Raw genomic sequence first — 17,210 nt, 5'->3', positions numbered from 1 at the left:
ACCTCGAATTACCTCTCGGTAGAGATGACGATTCCGAATTCGAGGTACACGATGGACAACGGCGTACCCGACAGTGGAACAGTGGCATCACCGACAGTGAAGGAACAGCGTGGTTTCCGGATCCGATCGCAACCCGATCATCATTGGCGGTCTCCCCAGCCAGGTCCCGGACTTCGATCCCGAAGAGACCCAGGAGTGGCTCGACTCCCTTGACGCCGCAATCGACGAGCGCGGCCGCGAGCGGGCCCGGTATCTGATGCTCCGGCTGATCGAGCGGGCCCGCGAGAAGCGCGTGGCCGTGCCCGAGATGCGCAGCACGGACTACATCAACACGATCGCCACCAAGGACGAGCCCTTCTTCCCGGGCAACGAGGACATCGAGCGCAAGGTCCTCAACGCAACGCGGTGGAACGCGGCGGTGATGGTGTCCAGGGCCCAGCGGCCCGGCATCGGCGTCGGCGGCCACATCGCCACCTTCGCCTCCTCCGCGTCCCTGTACGACGTGGGCTTCAACCACTTCTTCCGCGGCAAGGACGAGGGCGACGGCGGCGACCAGGTCTTCTTCCAGGGCCACGCGTCGCCGGGCATCTACGCCCGCGCCTATCTGCTCGACCGGCTCAGCGAGGAGCAGCTCGACGGCTTCCGCCAGGAGAAGTCGAAGGCGCCCAACGGTCTTTCCTCGTACCCGCACCCGCGCCTCATGCCGGACTTCTGGGAGTTCCCCACCGTCTCCATGGGCCTCGGCCCGCTCGGCGCGATCTTCCAGGCCCGGATGAACCGCTACATGGAGGCCCGCGGCATCGCCGACACCTCCAAGTCGCAGGTGTGGGCCTTCCTCGGCGACGGCGAGATGGACGAGCCCGAGTCGCTCGGCCAGCTGTCCATCGCCGCCCGCGAGGGTCTCGACAACCTCACCTTCGTCGTCAACTGCAACCTGCAGCGCCTCGACGGCCCCGTGCGCGGCAACGGCAAGATCATCCAGGAGCTCGAGTCCCAGTTCCGCGGCGCCGGCTGGAACGTCATCAAGCTGGTCTGGGACCGCAGTTGGGACCCGCTGCTCGCGCGGGACCGGGACGGCGTCCTGGTCAACCGGCTGAACACGACGCCCGACGGCCAGTTCCAGACGTACGCCACGGAGACCGGCGACTACATCCGGGAGCACTTCTTCGGCGACGACCACCGCCTGCGCGCGATGGTCGAGAACATGTCCGACAAGGAGATCCAGCACCTGGGCCGCGGCGGCCACGACCACAAGAAGATCTACGCCGCGTTCCAGGCGGCCCGGGAGCACAAGGGTCAGCCGACGGTGATCCTCGCGCAGACGGTCAAGGGCTGGACCCTCGGTCCGAACTTCGAGGGCCGCAACGCCACGCACCAGATGAAGAAGCTGACGGTCGACGACCTCAAGGGCTTCCGCGACCGGCTGCACATCCCGATCACCGACGCCCAGCTGGAGTCCGGCGCCCCGCCGTACTACCACCCCGGCCGGGACTCCGAGGAGATCCAGTACATGCACGACCGCCGCAAGGCGCTGGACGGGTACGTCCCGACCCGCGTCGTGCGCGCGAAGCCGCTCCAGCTCCCGGACGACAAGGCGTACGCGGGCGTCAAGAAGGGCTCCGGACAGCAGTCGATCGCCACCACGATGGCCTTCGTCCGGCTGCTCAAGGATCTGATGCGGGACAAGGAGATCGGTAAGCGCTTCGTGCTGATCGCCCCCGACGAGTACCGCACCTTCGGCATGGACTCGTTCTTTCCGAGCGCGAAGATCTACAACCCGCTCGGCCAGCAGTACGAGTCCGTCGACCGTGAACTCCTGCTCGCCTACAAGGAGTCGGCGACCGGCCAGATGCTGCACGACGGCATCTCGGAGGCCGGCTGCACGGCCTCTCTGATCGCCGCGGGTTCTGCCTACGCGACCCACGGCGAGCCGCTGATCCCGGTCTACGTCTTCTACTCGATGTTCGGTTTCCAGCGCACCGGCGACCAGTTCTGGCAGATGGGCGACCAGCTGGCGCGCGGCTTCGTCCTCGGCGCGACCGCAGGCCGCACGACGCTGACCGGCGAAGGCCTCCAGCACGCGGACGGCCACTCGCAGCTGCTCGCGTCGACGAACCCCGCCTGCGTCGCCTACGACCCGGCGTACGCATACGAGATCGCGTACATCGTCAAGGAGGGCCTGCGCCGGATGTACGGCCCGACGGCCGACGGCAAGGCGGGCGAGGACGTCTTCTACTACCTCACCGTCTACAACGAGCCGATCCAGCACCCCGCCGAACCGGCCGATGTCGACGTCGAGGGCATCCTCAAGGGCATCCACCGCATCAGCACCGGGACTTCGGGCTCGATCCCGGCCCAGATCCTGGCCTCGGGTGTCGGCGTCCCGTGGGCGATGGAGGCCCAGCAGATCCTCGCCGACGAGTGGAACGTACGGGCCGACGTCTGGTCCGCGACGTCGTGGAACGAGCTCCGCCGCGAGGCGGTGGAGGTGGAGCGCCACAACCTGCTGCACCCGGACGAGGAGCAGCGCACGCCCTACGTCACGCAGAAGCTGTCCGGGACGGAGGGTCCGTTCGTCGCGGTCTCCGACTGGATGCGCTCGGTCCCCGACCAGATCGCGCGCTGGGTGCCCGGCACTTACCAGTCGCTGGGTGCGGACGGTTTCGGTTTCGCGGACACCCGGGGCGCCGCGCGTCGCTTCTTCCACATCGATGCCCAATCGGTTGTGGTCGGGGTGCTCACGGAGCTGGCCCGGGAGGGCAAGGTCGACCGCTCGGTCCTCAAGCAGGCGATCGACCGCTACCAGCTGCTCGATGTCTCGGCCGCCGATCCCGGCGCGGCCGGGGGCGACGCCTGAGCGATGCCTGCCTGACCGGTACCGGCCCGACGGCCGGCACCGATGGCGGCCCCGCTGACCGAGCGGAGGGCGGCGAGAGCTTCGGCCTCGCCGCCCTCCGGCATGTCATGGTTCGCGCTCAGAACGCTCCACCCGCGAACGGCCCGGCCGCCGACACCAGCCAGACCACCGCGAGCAGGGTGTCGATCGCGCCGAGCACGACCGCGACGAGTGCCGGAACCGACTGTGTGCCGGTCCAGCGCCGGCCCATGGCCAGCCAACCGCAGACGACGGCGGCCGGTCCGAGCACGATCCTCAGGGCGAAGAAGCCGACGATCGCGCAGATGAGGCCGATGATTCCGAGCGACGCGCGGTCCGGCCCGGTCCGTGACCGAGTGCGGCCACGTGAGCGGGGGTGCTTGCGCGTGGTGTGTCCGAAGCCCGCCATCATCACTCCCTGAGTTTTCCGGGTTGTTCCGGACTCGGGCGATGCTTCGGGTACCCCGCTTGCCGCGGTCTATCGCGCGCGGAACTCCGCGATCCCCGGCAGGGCCTATTGCTCCCAGACCTTGAACGCCCGCACGCGGTAAGGGGATTCGGGCTCCCACGTCCCGCTGCCGGGGTAGGTCTGGAACTCGCCCGTCTCCGCGCACACCGCGGACTGGTATGTGGTGACGGGACGGCCGGTGCGATTGGCGAGGGACGCCGCGCTGCTCCCCTCCGGCAGCGCGATGCAGCTCTCGATGCCGATGTCGGCCAGTTCATAGGCGTGCCGGGACCCCTTGAACCCGCTCTTGCCCCAGAGGCACAGCTCTCCCGCCGCGCAGTCGCCCAGGGTCGGTGGCGCCGCCGCGGTGGCGAGGCCCGGAGCGAGTGCCACCGCGGCGAGTGCGGTGGCGGCGGCAGCCGTGGTCATGAATGTACGCATGTGCTTCAACCCCCGTGTCGTGTCGACCAGTTGCGTTCGCGACTGATCGCGTGCCAGCCACTCTGGCCCAGAGGATCCGGTTCCGGGAAGGGCTGCCGAGGGACGTCACCCTGATAAGCGAAAGCCCCCGGAGAGTTCCCGGGGGCTTCCCTCGCACGAGCGGTTTCGCGCGGCACAAGGGCGGTTACGCGCGATCCGGGCCGGCCGGTGGCCGGCCGTCAGATGTGCGCCGCGCCCGCGCCCGCCTCCGCGTTCTCACCGCGCTTGGTCAGCAGCGCGACGAGGATGGCGACGACGGCGACACCCGCGGCGACCAGGCAGGCCATGCTCATGCCCGACATGAAGGTGTCCTGCGCGACGCCCGTGATCTTCGCGGCGAGCGCCGGCGGGGCGCCCGGGGGCACCGGTGCGACACCGACCTGGACCGCCTCCGACGCCTGGCCCAACTGGCCGTGCGTCAGCGGCGGGAGCCCGGCGCCCGTCCAGTTCCCGGCGAGATCGCTGTCGACCTTGGACGCCATGACGGCACCGAGCACGGCGGTGCCGAGGCTCCCGCCGATCTGCATCGCGGCCTGCTGGAGACCGCCCGCCACGCCGGAGAGCTCCAACGGGGCATTGCCCACGATGACTTCCGTCGCTCCGACCATCACGGGGGCGAGACCCAGGCCGAGCAGGGCGAACCAGAGGGACATGACCCCGCTGCCCGTCCCCGGCTCCAGCGTGGACATCCCGTACATGGCCACGGCGGTGAGCGTCATGCCGCCGGCCAGCGGGATGCGGGGCCCGACCTTCGTGATCATCGCTCCCGCCAGCGGGGAGCCGACGATCATCATGCCGGTCAGCGGAAGCAGGTGCATGCCGCTCTCGACGGGGCTCATGCCGTGCACGTTCTGGAGGTAGAACGTGACGAAGAACAGGCCGCCCATGAACGCGATGGCCATGAGCACCATCAGCACCACACCGGCCGACAACGGCACGGAACGGAACAGGGCGAGCGGGATGAGCGGTTCGGCGACCTTGGTCTCCCAGAGCGCGAACACCACGAAGCACAGCACGGACGCGGCTATGAACGTCCAGGTCATGCCGTCGCCCCAGCCCCAGGTCGGCGCCTTGATGAGCGCCCAGACCAGGCAGAACATCGCGCCGGACAGCAGCACGATGCCGAGGACGTCGAAGGACCGCGGCGCGTTCTCCGCACGGTGGTCCACGAGGATGAAGAGCCCCAGGACCAGGGCGAGAACGCCGATGGGGACGTTGATGAAGAAGACCGACTGCCAGCTGACGTGCTCGACGAGCAGTCCGCCGACGATCGGGCCGCCGGCGGTCGAGGCGCCGATGACCATGCCCCAGATGCCGATCGCCATGTTCAGCTTCTCGGCGGGGAACGTGGCGCGCAGCAGGCCGAGCGCGGCGGGCATCAGGAGTGCCCCGAACAGGCCCTGGAGCACGCGGAAGGTGATGACGAGGGCGATGCTGTCGGACAGGCCGATGGCCCCCGACGCGGCGGCGAAGCCGACGACACCGATGAGGAAGGTCTGCCGGTGACCGAATCGGTCACCGAGCTTGCCCGCGGTGATCAGTGTGACCGCGAGGGCGAGGAAGTAGCCGTTGGTGATCCACTGGACGTCGGCGAAGGTCGCACCGAGGTCCTTCTTAATAGTCGGGTTGGCGATGGCGACGATGGTGCCGTCGAGGGCGACCATCATGACGCCGATAGCGACGGAGAAAAGTGTCAACCAGGGGTGACCGCGCAACCCCTTGGCCGGTGTCGGGACGTGCTCGGGCTCCGGAACCCGGTCCGCCTTGTCGACAGTGGTCTGACTAGTCATGTGTTCGAGGCTAATGACAGTCACTGACAGTTGACGAAGCATTTAACAAGTCAGTGACTGTCACGTCGCTCACACTATGGTGAGCTGCACAAACGGCAAGAATGAGGACCATGACGGATCGAATCAACCTGCGTGAACTCAAGAAGCAACGCACACGAAACTCCCTGTTGCGCACCGCACTTGAGCTCTTCACGACCCAGGGGTTCGACCGGACGACCGTCGACGAGATCGCCGAGGTCTGCGAGGTGTCCCAGCGCACGTTCTTCCGGTACTTCGCGAGCAAGGAGGACGTCGCGCTCGCGGTGCAGCAGACGGTGGAGTCCCGCTTCGTCGCCGCGCTGCGCGAACGCCCCTCGGGGGAAAGCCCGTTCGAGGCGCTGCGGCGGACCGTGCTCGGCACGTGGGGCGCGATGAGCCGCGTCGTGGAGGAGCTCATCCCGCTCGAACTCCACATGCGCACCTATCAGATGATCGAATCCACCCCCTCCCTGCTCGCCGTCCATCTGCGCCGCTCCATCGAATTGGAAGAGGAACTCGCGCGCGTGGTCGCCGAACGCGAGGGACTCGACGTGGACGTCGACCCGCGCCCACGCGTGGCCGTCGCCGCGTTCAGTGGCGTCATGCGGATGACCGGACGCCTGTGGGGCGCCGGGCCGGACATGAGCATCGAATCGATCCGTGCGCTCACCGAGTCGTATCTCGACCACTTGAGACCGTCCCTGGCCGGCCAATGGCGCCACGACCAGGGCTGATCGGCACGAGCGCCGCGGAGTGAGGTGGGTCGCACCTACGCGCGCGCAGGGCGTTTTCCACCCCTACGTAGCGTGAGGCCTTCACTGCACCAGTGTCCGGTTCTACCCAAATACACCACGGGAAACGTGATCCGCCTCACCTCATTCACGGTGCCGCGTGCGCTTCTCCTAGGGTGTCCCGCAGTGACTTCCTTCGATACCTCTCCCCAACTCAACGTCTGGCGCGCACTGCTTGCGCTGGTCGTCGTGTTCGTCATGCTGGCCACCACCGGCTGGACCGCGGTGCGTCATCAGCGAGGCGTCACATCGCCGCTCCAGACCGCGCTCACCGCTTGGGAGCACGGCCGGATAAACGGACATGCACTGCCCGCGCACGACGGCTCCCCCTCCCGCCTCGCGCATTTCTTCGGCTCGCTGAGCGCGCACCAGCGCGGCGAGCTCGCTGCTCGGTATCCGCTCGCGGTCGGCAACATGAACGGTGCCCCCGTAGAGCTGCGTTATCGCGCCAACCGCGTCGCGCTCGACCAGGCCCGCCAGGTCGAGCACAAACGCATGTACGACAACAGGCTGTCGTCCGTCGGTCACGCCGACGCGAAGAAGCGCATGAACAGGTTCGCGTCGCTGGCGAAGCCCGACCGCAAGATCCTCTCCTTCGACCCCTTGGGCGCCGGCCGGGTCGCCGAGGTCTTCGGTGACCTCGACAAGGCCCAGCGGGTGTCCGTCGTGGTGCCAGGAGTCGACACGAACGTGCTCACCTTCGAGCGCACGTCCCGCCAGTACTCGGCGCCCGTGGGCATGGCGCGCTCCCTGTACGGCGCCGAGCGCGACGCCAGCCCGCACACACGTACCGCGGTCGTCGCGTGGGCCGACTACACCGCGCCGGCCGGCCTGGGGGTGGACGCCGCGACGGCGATGCGCGCCGAGGACGGGGCGGTGCGGCTCAACGCCATGCTGCGCGGCCTGCCCGGCCGGTCCTCCGTCGCCCTGTACTGCCACAGCTACGGCTCGGTGGTGTGCGGCGTCGCGGCGCACCGTATGCCGGAGCGGGTCAGTGACATCGCGGTGGCGGGCAGTCCCGGGATGCGCGCCCAGAGCGCGGCCGGCCTCAACACGCACGCGCGCGTGTGGGCCACCCGCGACAGGGACGACTGGATCCAGGACATCCCCTACATGGAGGTGGGTGGACTCGGTCACGGGGCCGACCCCGTCTCCTCCGCCTTCGGCGCGCGCGTCATGGCGGCAGGGGACTCACAGGGCCACACCGGCTACTTCGTGCCGGGCACCGAGAGCCTCGCCAACTTCGCCGACATCGGCACCGGCGCGTACAAGACAGTGCACTGCGCCGGCGGAGGTCAGGGCTGTCTGGACGGTTTCTCCGGGAACGTCTCCGCCTGACGCGCGTAGAAAGTGGTGAACCCGCGGTCTGCCACGACAGGCGACGGAGACGCGCGCTCCGCCTACGATGAGCCACATGGGTGACGTACTGGCCGGTTTTCATGCCGCCTGGGAGTTCGAGTCCGACTCCGTGCTCATCCGCTTCGAACGGGGGATCCGCACGCCGAAGCTCCTTCAGGCGCTCGGCGAACGCCGCATCCCTCTGGAAGCGGTCGCGGCGGTGTCCCTGACGCCTGGAAAACGCGGGACCGTCGTGCTGCACGCGGTCCCGCGGCCGGGCGCCGACCCCTTGATGGACGCTGCCGCGGGCCAGCTCAAGGAGGGCAGCGACCCGTACCGCCTCGTGCTGCCCGCCGAGCGGGAGACGCTCGGCGAGTACTACGCGGACGAGCTGCGGGCGAAGCTCTCCGACCACGAGGACGTGCGTCCGGAGAGCTACCTGGTGGCCCCGCCCGAGGCACCCCGCCAGTTCAAGGCCTACGACGGGAAGGCCACCTTCGACGGGGACTCGGTGGCCTTCCGCTGGTTCTGGACCGGGGCGTCCTCCGCGAAATGGAAGGCCGGGGACAAGAGATTCCCGGTCTCGGACCTGAGCGGCGTCGAATGGCGCTCCCCCGAACTCTTCGAGGGCCATCTGCGCCTGCTGCCCCGTGACGCCTCCGGGGAGCAGCCGGGACAGGCCGACCAGGATCCCGCAGCGGTCGTCTTCGGCCTCGGCTACGGCCCGGTGCACGAGTCACTGCCGTTCGCCGCCTCGGTGCTGGCGGCCGTGCGCGCGTCCGGCCCCGCGCCGCCGCAGGGCAGCGCGCTGTGCACCGAGTCGACGGGGCCCGGAAGGCGCGACCCAGCGGACATCGCCGACCGCATCCGGCACCTGGGCGAACTGCATCAGGCGGGCCTGGTGACCGATGCCGAGTTCACGTCGAAGAAGGCGGAGCTGCTGGCCGAGTTGTGACCCCGTACCGGGGCTGATACCGGGGTCTCACACCGGGGTCTCATCCCGGGGTAGGGGGTGCGGTTGAGCACTCCGGTATGACGGCGCGATCGGGTCCTGGTGTCTACGCTGATCTGGCCATGAGCAGCGCACCGACATCCCCCGAGAAACCGCCCCGCCCGCCGGACAGAGGCTCCGGCCGGGAGGGCTCTCGGCGGATGCCCGCGGCGGTGCGTCGGCTGGGCGACCGGCTGTCCTCGGCCGGGGCGACGCTGACCGCGGCCCTGGGCGACGACCGGTCGGAGCCCCTGCTGGCGCACGCGCCCCGCCGGTGGATGCGGCTGCTGCCCTATCTGATCGCGCTGGGCTTCACCGCGTCGCTGATCCCGGTCACGACCCAGGTCCTGGCGAACGACTACGGGGTCGGCGGTGGTCTCGCCGCAGCGATCGGCGTGGCGCAGTCCGCTCCCCTGGTCCTCGCGGTGAGCCGGCCGCTGGCCGCCTGGTACATCATGATCACCGCGGCCGTGCTGGGCACGATCCCGCTCTTCCAGGGGGACGCGCACCGGCCGTCGCCGTGGACACCCATGGTGATCGTCGCGTACCTGGTGCTGTGCATCGCGCTGGCCCTGCGGGAGAGCCGTCGCACTCTCGTCAACATCTGGCTGGTCACCGTCGCCGCCAGCATCGCAGTCGGCATCTTCCGCGACAGCACCAGCCAGGACACGGGAGTGCTCCTCATCGTCCTGAGCGGTGGGGTGCTGCTCCTGGGGGCCCTGCTGCGGGAGCGCGGCGAGACCAGACGCAAGCTCGTCGCGCAGGAGACGATCAGCGAGGCCGAGCGGACCCGCAGGACACTGCTCGAGGAGCGGGCCAGGATCGCGCGCGAGCTGCACGACGTCGTCGCCCACCACATGTCGGTGATCACCGTGCAGGCCGACTCCGCGCCCTACCGTCTGGAGGACCTGCCCGGTGAGGCGCGCGAGGAATTCGAGTCGATCGCCGCGGGTGCGCGCGCGTCGCTGACCGAGATGCGGCGCCTCCTCGCGGTCCTGCGCAGCGAGGAGGCGCAGGGCGACCTGGTGCCGCAGCCCGGCCTCGCGCACCTGCGCCAGCTGGTCGAGGCGACCGTCCGGGGCGGAGTGCCGGCCGATCTGTCCCTTCCGGAGCTGACGCTCGTCGAGGAGCTGGCCCAGGTGCCCCCGGCGGTGGACCTCTCCGCGTACCGCATCGTGCAGGAGGCTCTGGCGAACGTGGTGCGGCACGCCCCGGGCGCACGGACCCAGGTCTCGATCGGCCTCGACGACGACGCCCTGCTGGTGGTCGTGGTCAACGGTCCGGCGGCGGAACCGGTCTCGCCCGTCGAATCGAGCGCCGGCACCGGACACGGGCTGATAGGGATGAACGAGCGCGTACGGTTGGTCGGCGGCACGCTGGACGTGGGCCCGCTGCCCGACGGAAGTTTCCGCGTCGCGGCCCGGCTCCCGTTGACCGTGCCCGACTCCCCGACGGCATAAAGGAATTGGGCACGCATGACCATTCGCGTGATCATCGTCGACGACCAGAGCATGGTGCGGGCGGGCTTCGCCGCGCTGCTGAACGCGCAGAGCGACATCGACGTCGTGGGCGAGGCCCCGGACGGCAGGGCAGGCGTCCAGGTGAGCCGCTCCACGCATCCCGATGTCGTCCTCATGGATGTGCGGATGCCCGAGATGGACGGCCTGGCCGCCACTCAGGAACTGCTCGACCCGCCGCCCGGCGTGGTGCACCGGCCGAAGGTGCTGATGCTCACGACATTCGACGTCGACGACTATGTGTACGCGGCGCTGCGGGCGGGCGCGTCCGGGTTTCTGCTCAAGGACGCGCCGCCGGCCGATCTGATCGCCGCGGTGCGGGTGATCGCGACCGGTGAGGCCCTGCTCGCGCCGACGGTCACCAAGCGCCTCATCGCGGACTTCGTCAAGACCCGCCCCGTCCAGGGCAAGAGGCACTCGTCGCTGCTGAAGGGCCTGACGCCGCGTGAGTCCGAGGTCCTCGAGCTGATCGCGCGCGGGCTGTCCAACCAGGAGATCGCCGAGAAGCTGGTGCTGGCGGAGCAGACGGTGAAGACCCACATCGGCCGGGTGCTGGCGAAGTTGAACCTGCGCGACCGCGCGCAGGCCGTGATCTTCGCGTACGAATCGGGCCTCGTCGCGCCCGGCGGCCAGTGAACCCCCGCCCCTGAGGCGTCGGACGCGTCCGACGCAGCCGACCCCCTACTGCGGTATCAGTCGGGAGTACCCAGGTATCAACGGCTAGTTGGCTCCGCGGTGTGACGTCCCGACCGCGTTCGTCCTCCTACCTTCCCCTCGTCACACCACTGGACGAAGGGGAGACGGGCGATGGGCCTGAGCTCTTGGAAGAAACGCGGCCGTCGCGCCGTCGCAGCCGCCGCGCTCACGGCGATCGCCGTGTCCGGCACGGCGGGCTGGGCATCGGGCCAGGAACAGCGCCCGCTCACCGGCCCTCCCCCGGGCACCGCTTCGTGGCGTGCGGACGAGTCGCTGGGGCGCGCACTGCCTGATCCGGCGACCGCCCGGCCCTCGCAAGTCGCCGCCTTCTTCCGCGGGTTGAGCGCGGTGGAACAGCAAGAGCTGGCCGCTCGGCACCCGTCGGTCGTCGGCAATCTGGACGGCGCCCCGGTCTTCCTGCGCTACGAGGCGAACGAGCTGTCGCTGAGGGCGGAGCAGACCCGGGCCCGCACCGCAGCCAAGGACCACACGCTCACCGAGCGGCAGCGGACCTCGGCTCGTGCGCTCGCCGACCGCTGTAGCCAACTGCTCGCGCAGGACCGCCGGATACTCGCCTTCGACCCCCGCGGGCGTGGCCAGATCGCGGAGGTCTACGGGGACTTGGAGGCGGCTCGGCATGTCTCCGTGATCGTGCCGGGTTCGGACATCGATCTGGCCACGTTCGACCGGACCAAGGATGTGTACGGGACGCCGACCGGGATGGCGCGCTCACTGCACCGGGCGACGGGCGGGCGGACGGCCGTAGTGGCGTGGGTCGGATACACCACTCCGGTGGGTCTCGGCCCGGACGCGGCCACGGGCCGGCTGGCCGAGGCGGGAGCCCCCAGGCTGGCCCGCCTCGTGCAGGGTCTCACCGCGGCGGGCGCCCCGAAGCCGACCGTCTTCTGCCACAGCTACGGATCGGTGGTGTGCGGTCTCGCCGCGCCCCGGCTCCCCGCAGCGAACCTCGTGGCCCTCGGTTCGCCCGGACTGCATGCCGATACGGCGGCCGAGCTGCACACCCGCGCCAGGGTGTGGGCGGCCAAGGACGACAGCGACTGGATCGGCAAGGTGCCGAACGTCGAGCTGTTCGGCCTGGGGCACGGCACCGACCCGACGGACGCCTCCTTCGGAGCCCGCCGGGTGCCTGCCGAACGAGCACAGGGACATACGGGCTACTTCGCGCCGGGCACGGACTCGCTGCGCGCCTTCGCCGACATCGCCACCGGAGCTGCGTCATGACCGCCACCTCTCTCCGCGCTTCCCTGTCCTCGGCGATCACGTCGATCGACACGAAGACCCCGGCCCACCGGGATCGGGCGGTGGACGGGCTGCGGGCGTTGGCCCTGCTCGCCGTGCCCACCGGGCACTGGCTGCTCGCAGGCTTCACGCTCGACCCGCAGGGCGCTCTGCACAACGCCAGCCCGCTGAGCAGCTTCGGCTTCTTCGCGCCCCTCAGTTGGGTGTTGCAGATGCTCGGGGTCTTCTTCCTCGTGGGTGGCTACGCGTCGGTCCTGTCGTTCCGGCGGGCGCGAGAGCGCGGCACATCGACGACCGGCTGGTTGCGCGGCAGGCTCGCCCGTCTGGGCCGGCCGGTGCTCGGCGTCACCGCGGTGTGGGCCGCGATGGCCCCCTTGCTGTTCGCCTTCGGAGTGCCGATGGCGACCTTGCGCACAGGTTCCACCCTGGTGATACAGCCCCTGTGGTTCGTCGGCATCTACACGGTGATCACCGCGCTCACACCGTGGTGCGTCAAGGCTGCGCACCGGCTCGGCGCCTGGTCCGCGGTCCCGCTGATCGGATCGGTCGCCGTCGTCGACTTCCTCCGGTACGGCCCCTTCTCCTCGGCGATGCCCTCGTGGCTGAGCCTGCTCAATCTCCTTCCGGGCTGGATGTTCGCGTATCAACTCGGGGTCTGCTGGGGCGAGAAGAAGCTCGGAAGGCGGGGAGCCTGGGCACTGCTCATGGGCGGAACGGCTCTGTTCGCCGCCCTGTTGCTGCTCTTCCACTACCCGGCGTCGATGGTCGGGGTGCCGGGCGAGGCGCGGACGAACTCGCACCCGCCGTCGCTGTTGGTCCTCGCCCTCGCGGCCGCACAGAGCGGCGCGGCGATACTCATACGGGACCGCCTCGGCAGGCTGCTGCGTCGCCCGGCCCTGTGGGCACCGGTCGTGGTTATCAACCTGTCGGCCATGACCATCCTGTGCTGGCACCAGACGGCACTGCTCGCGGCGGCGATACCCGGCTCCTTCGCCGGCGCGATACCTGGCCTCACCACGGCCCCGGACACGCTGGCCTGGATAGCGATCCGCCTCGCATGGCTGCCGCTGTTCGCGACGCTGCTCGTCCTGATAGGCCGCTATGCCCGGGGCTTCGAGTCACCGTGGGAGCGGGTGAGCCGGGGGCGCCGGGCGCTGGCGGGGCTGCTCGCAGCCGGGTTCGCCGTGTTCGCGCTGGGGCTGGCGTGAGCAGCAGGGGAGCCGCGGGTCGGGACAACCCGGCGGGGGCTGCCTGCTACTCGCGGCCGGCCGAAGTGGCGGTCATGTCCGCGTACCGATCTCCCGAGACCTTGAAGGCAATCGGCTCGAGGAGTGCCCGTTCCTCATCGGTGAGCACGATGCGGGTCGCCCCGGTGTTCTCCTCGACGCCTGTGCGCTTGCGGGTGCCGGGGATCGGAACGACACCGAGTCCGAAGGCCTCCGCCTGCTGCTGCACCCAGGCCAGGGCGATCTGGCCGGGTGAGGCGCCGTGGGCGTCGGCGATCTGCCGGATCGGGTCCAACAGGGCCGCGTTGGCTGTGGCGTTGTCGCCGGTGAACCGGGGCTGTTGGCGGCGGAAGTCGTTGTCGGCGAGTTCCTTGTCGGCGGAGACGAAGGCGCCGGTGAGGAAGCCACGGCCGAGCGGGGAGTACGGGACGAGCGCGACGCCGAGTTCCGCGGCGGCCGGCACGACCGAGCGTTCGATGTCGCGGCTGAACAGCGACCACTCGGACTGGACGGCCGCGATCGGGTGGACAGCGTGGGCGGCGCACAGTTCGGCGGCGGTGACCTCGCTCAGGCCGAGGTGCTTGACCTTGCCGGCGGTGACGAGTTCGGCCATCGCGCCGACCGACTCCTCGATCGGCACCTTCGGGTCGCGGCGGTGCATGTAGTACAGGTCGACCGAGTCGACGCCCAGGCGCTGGAGGCTGGCGTCGATGCAGGTCCTGATGTAGGCGGGGTCGTTGCGGATGACGCGCTTGTACGGGTCGCCCGGATCGGACCCGATGGCGAACTTGGTCGCCAGGACGATCTCGTCCCGATGCGCCTTGACGAAAGGAGAGAGGAACGTCTCGTTCTCACCGGCACCGTAGGCGTCGGCGGTGTCGTACAAGGTGACACCGAGCTCGAGGGCCCGCTCCAGGGTGGCCCTTGCCTCGTCGGTGTCCGTCGGTCCATAGGCCCAGCTCATACCCATGCAGCCGAGGCCCTGAATGCCCACCACGGGCCCGTTGTTTCCCAACTCAACAGTGGGAATGCGCCGCTGCTCCCCCGCCCGCGGCGTCCGCTCGGTGCTGCTCACGCGGTTCACGCCCTCTCCGACGCCGGTCGGGCGCCCGCATAGATGTCGATCTTGTGGTCGAGCACGGCCAGAGTGTCCTGCAGTTCGGCCACCCGGTTCAGGACGTCGCGGCGGGTCGCCTCCAGCAGCTCCCTGCGCTCGTCGAAGGTCTGCTCGCCCCGGCGCACGAGTTCGGCGTAGCGCACCATGTCGGCCACCGGCATTCCGGTGAGCCGGAGCTTGCCGACGAGCGCCAACCAGTCCAGGTCCCGGTTGCTGTAGCGGCGCTGCCCGGTGTGCGAGCGGTCGACGTCCGGCATCAGGCCGATCCGCTCGTACCAGCGCAAGGTGTGGGCGGTCAGTCCGGTGAGGGCGACGACCTCGCTGATCGTGTAGCGGTCCTGCCCCTCGGGGCGGGGGTGTGCGGGTGTCGCCGAGGCGCAGTTGTCGGTCTTCCGCGTCGCCGCGCGGGACCGGGGCGTGGTCTCCATCACCGTCATGGCCCCCACGCTAGAACCTTGGAGTGCACTCCAAGCAAGCGCGGCACTGGAACACAGCCCGGGAATTCGGGACGACACCGCGAAGACGCCCGGTTACGGTACGGGCCATGACTGCCGTACGCCGTGCCATGCCCGCGGACGCCGAGGAACTGGTCCGCCTGCGCAAGATCATGCTGGACGCGATGAGACCGAGCGACGACGTGGAGTGGCAGCCGTACACGGCCAAGACGCTACGGTCCCATCTGGCGCACGCGGAGGGCCCGTTGGCGGTGTTCGTGGTCGAGGCTCCGGACGTTCCGGGGACGCTCGCGGCCTGTGCGACCGGCACGATCAACCTCAGCCTGGGCGGTCCCGGAAACCCCGAGGGCACTGCGGGTCACATCTTCAATGTCTGCACCGACCCCGCGTACCGGCGCCGCGGGTACTCACGGGCCTGCATGGACGCGCTGCTGGCCTGGTTCAAGGAGCGGGCCGTGCGCCGCATCGATCTGCACGCGTCCACCGAGGGCGAGCCCCTGTACTCCTCCCTCGGTTTCGCCCGCACTCCCGCACCCGCGATGAGGCTGACGCTCTGACGCCTTCGGCGAGGAATTAGGCTCGTACACATGCAGAGCCTCGCGTTGATCGAGAACTGGCCGGTACCGACCGCCGCAGCAGCCGTCGTCCGTGCGGACGGCACGGTACTGGGCTCCCAGGGACCCACGGCCCACCGTTTCCCGCTGGCCTCGGTCACCAAGCCGCTCGCCGCGTACGCGGCGCTGGTCGCCTACGAGGAAGGGGCGATCGAGCTCGAGGAGCCGGCCGGCCCCGAGGGCGCGACGGTCCGGCACCTGCTGGCACACACCAGCGGACTCGCCTTCGACGAGCACAGGACGACGTCGGAGCCGGGCACGCGGCGGCTGTACTCGAACGCGGGCTTCGAGGTGCTCGGGGACCACATCGCGAAGGCGACGGACATTCCGTTCGGTGAGTACCTGCGCCAGGCCGTGCTCGAACCGCTGGGGATGACGGCGACGACGCTCGACGGATCGCCCGCCAAGGACGGGGTGTCGACGGCGGACGACCTGGTGCGGTTCGCCGCCGAGGTGCAGGCGCCCCGGCTGCTCGACCCGCGGACCGTGGCCGAGGCGATGACCGTGCAGTACCCGGGCACGAAGGGTGTGCTGCCGGGTTACGGGCACCAGAACCCGAACGACTGGGGCCTCGGGTTCGAGATCCGGGACCACAAGTCGCCGCACTGGACGGGCGGTTCGTCCTCGCCGCGGACGTTCGGGCACTTCGGGCAGTCGGGCACGTTCCTGTGGGTGGATCCGGACGCCGGGGTTGCCTGTGTGGCGCTGACGGACCGGGCGTTCGGGCCGTGGGCGGCCGAGGTGTGGCCACCGTTCACCGACGCGGTGCTCGCGGAGCTCTGACCGAGGCCGGGCGACCGGGCGACCCGCCCCAGGGCACCCGGCACGGGCATCCACGCCTCGCGTCACCCGGCCCGGTTCAGCCGCCCATCTCCCAGATCAGCAGCTGTGCCTCCGTCGTCGCCAGCACCTCGAGGCCCGTCTCCGCGGTGATGCGGGCGGCGTCCCCGTCGGCCAACTCCGTGTCCGCGAGCCGCACTTCACCCCGCACCACGTGGACATAGACATGCGGGGCGGCCGGCGTTTCCCCGCGCTCGCCCGCCGCCAGCCGCCGGACGTGCAGCATGGCACCCGCCGCGGGGACGTCGTAGGGCGTGGAGTCCGCGATGCCGTGCACGACCTCGTACGCCGGCTCACCTCCCGGGTCGACGGGGGCCAGCCACATCTGGACGAAGGTGAGGGGTTCGGCGCCGTCGTTGCGTTCGACGTGGCGGACACCGCCGCCGGAGCTGAGGCGCTGCACGTCGCCGGGGCGGACCACCGACTCGTGGCCGGTGGAGTCGCGGTGGGTCAGCTCGCCGGTGACGACCCAGGTGACGATCTCCGTGTGACTGTGCAGGTGTTCGTCGAAGCCGGCGCCGGGCGCGAGGCGCTCCTCGTTGCAGGCGAGGATCGCGCCGAAGCGCAGGTTGTCCGGGTCGTAGTGCGGGCCGAAGGAGAACGCGTGGAGGGATTCGATCCCCGCCTCGGGTTCGCCGCCGGGATAACGGTCGCCGGAGCGGCGTACATCAATCACGCGGTACACGGTAGCCCCCGTATCCGGCCGTTCGACGGGCTCACCTCGGACCCTCCACTCCGCTGAGGCGTCCCGATA

The 17,210-nt window shown here is 69.9% G+C and carries 16 protein-coding genes; 10 read left to right on the top strand and 6 right to left on the bottom strand.

The window, feature by feature from the left end:
* Nucleotides 1-109: 109 nt before the first annotated feature.
* Nucleotides 110-2,857 carry a pyruvate dehydrogenase (acetyl-transferring), homodimeric type gene (gene aceE / locus ACIA8D_RS18160; protein WP_399233227.1) on the top strand — a complete coding sequence of 916 codons (2,748 nt, stop codon included), beginning with the start codon at nucleotides 110-112 and terminating at the stop codon, nucleotides 2,855-2,857.
* A gap of 118 nt (nucleotides 2,858-2,975) precedes the next feature.
* On the opposite strand, the gene ACIA8D_RS18155 is transcribed toward aceE, so the two are convergent.
* The 3 genes from ACIA8D_RS18155 to ACIA8D_RS18145 form a co-directional block, all read right to left on the bottom strand.
* Nucleotides 2,976-3,284 (bottom strand): small hydrophobic protein, encoded by a 309-nt coding sequence (locus ACIA8D_RS18155; protein ID WP_399233224.1) that lies wholly within the window; start codon nucleotides 3,282-3,284, stop codon nucleotides 2,976-2,978.
* Between the two features lie 105 nt (nucleotides 3,285-3,389).
* Entirely contained in the window at nucleotides 3,390-3,764 is a 375-nt protein-coding gene (locus ACIA8D_RS18150) for a peptidase inhibitor family I36 protein (protein ID WP_399233222.1), read from the bottom strand.
* 218 nt (nucleotides 3,765-3,982) lie between these two features.
* On the bottom strand, nucleotides 3,983-5,593 hold the full coding sequence (locus ACIA8D_RS18145) for an MFS transporter (protein ID WP_399233221.1): 1,611 nt from the start codon (nucleotides 5,591-5,593) through the stop codon (nucleotides 3,983-3,985).
* A gap of 110 nt (nucleotides 5,594-5,703) precedes the next feature.
* On the opposite strand from ACIA8D_RS18145, the gene ACIA8D_RS18140 reads away from it, so the two are divergent.
* The 7 genes from ACIA8D_RS18140 to ACIA8D_RS18110 all read left to right on the top strand — a co-directional run bounded on the left by ACIA8D_RS18140 (nucleotide 5,704) and on the right by ACIA8D_RS18110 (nucleotide 13,412).
* Entirely contained in the window at nucleotides 5,704-6,345 is a 642-nt protein-coding gene (locus ACIA8D_RS18140) for a TetR/AcrR family transcriptional regulator (RefSeq protein ID WP_399233220.1), read from the top strand.
* 183 nt (nucleotides 6,346-6,528) lie between these two features.
* Nucleotides 6,529-7,740 carry an alpha/beta hydrolase gene (locus tag ACIA8D_RS18135; protein WP_399233218.1) on the top strand — a complete coding sequence of 404 codons (1,212 nt, stop codon included), beginning with the start codon at nucleotides 6,529-6,531 and terminating at the stop codon, nucleotides 7,738-7,740.
* Between the two features lie 76 nt (nucleotides 7,741-7,816).
* A complete protein-coding gene (locus tag ACIA8D_RS18130; RefSeq protein WP_399233216.1) occupies nucleotides 7,817-8,695 on the top strand; it encodes a DUF4429 domain-containing protein in 879 nt (292 codons plus the stop codon).
* 119 nt (nucleotides 8,696-8,814) lie between these two features.
* A complete protein-coding gene (locus ACIA8D_RS18125; RefSeq protein WP_399233214.1) occupies nucleotides 8,815-10,191 on the top strand; it encodes a sensor histidine kinase in 1,377 nt (458 codons plus the stop codon).
* A gap of 15 nt (nucleotides 10,192-10,206) precedes the next feature.
* Entirely contained in the window at nucleotides 10,207-10,884 is a 678-nt protein-coding gene (locus ACIA8D_RS18120) for a response regulator (protein ID WP_399233212.1), read from the top strand.
* A gap of 171 nt (nucleotides 10,885-11,055) precedes the next feature.
* On the top strand, nucleotides 11,056-12,186 hold the full coding sequence (locus tag ACIA8D_RS18115) for an alpha/beta hydrolase (RefSeq protein WP_399233210.1): 1,131 nt from the start codon (nucleotides 11,056-11,058) through the stop codon (nucleotides 12,184-12,186).
* On the top strand, nucleotides 12,183-13,412 hold the full coding sequence (locus ACIA8D_RS18110) for an acyltransferase (protein ID WP_399233208.1): 1,230 nt from the start codon (nucleotides 12,183-12,185) through the stop codon (nucleotides 13,410-13,412). The genes ACIA8D_RS18115 and ACIA8D_RS18110 overlap by 4 nt, the downstream gene beginning before the upstream one ends.
* Before the next feature lie 46 nt (nucleotides 13,413-13,458).
* On the opposite strand, the gene ACIA8D_RS18105 is transcribed toward ACIA8D_RS18110, so the two are convergent.
* Nucleotides 13,459-14,505, bottom strand: coding sequence for an aldo/keto reductase (locus tag ACIA8D_RS18105; RefSeq protein ID WP_399233205.1), 1,047 nt, complete (start codon nucleotides 14,503-14,505; stop codon nucleotides 13,459-13,461).
* A 5-nt stretch (nucleotides 14,506-14,510) separates the two neighbouring features.
* Complete coding sequence (locus ACIA8D_RS18100; protein ID WP_399233204.1) at nucleotides 14,511-14,984, bottom strand: MerR family transcriptional regulator; 474 nt, start codon at nucleotides 14,982-14,984, stop codon at nucleotides 14,511-14,513.
* 107 nt (nucleotides 14,985-15,091) lie between these two features.
* On the opposite strand from ACIA8D_RS18100, the gene ACIA8D_RS18095 reads away from it, so the two are divergent.
* The gene (locus ACIA8D_RS18095) at nucleotides 15,092-15,559 is read left to right on the top strand and encodes a GNAT family N-acetyltransferase (protein ID WP_399233203.1); all 468 of its coding nucleotides are present in this window, start codon (nucleotides 15,092-15,094) and stop codon (nucleotides 15,557-15,559) included.
* A 30-nt stretch (nucleotides 15,560-15,589) separates the two neighbouring features.
* Nucleotides 15,590-16,399 (top strand): serine hydrolase domain-containing protein, encoded by an 810-nt coding sequence (locus tag ACIA8D_RS18090; RefSeq protein ID WP_399233201.1) that lies wholly within the window; start codon nucleotides 15,590-15,592, stop codon nucleotides 16,397-16,399.
* Nucleotides 16,400-16,475: 76 nt separating this feature from the next.
* On the opposite strand, the gene ACIA8D_RS18085 is transcribed toward ACIA8D_RS18090, so the two are convergent.
* The gene (locus ACIA8D_RS18085) at nucleotides 16,476-17,141 is read right to left on the bottom strand and encodes a pirin family protein (RefSeq protein ID WP_399233198.1); all 666 of its coding nucleotides are present in this window, start codon (nucleotides 17,139-17,141) and stop codon (nucleotides 16,476-16,478) included.
* Nucleotides 17,142-17,210: the final 69 nt, after the last annotated feature.

The sequence above is a fragment of the Streptomyces sp. NPDC051684 genome, from assembly GCF_044453445.1.
In the GTDB taxonomy this organism is placed as follows: Bacteria; Actinomycetota; Actinomycetes; order Streptomycetales; family Streptomycetaceae; genus Streptomyces.
The sequence above is the reverse complement of the archived record's forward strand: the minus strand, read 5'-3'. Positions and strand labels throughout refer to the sequence as shown.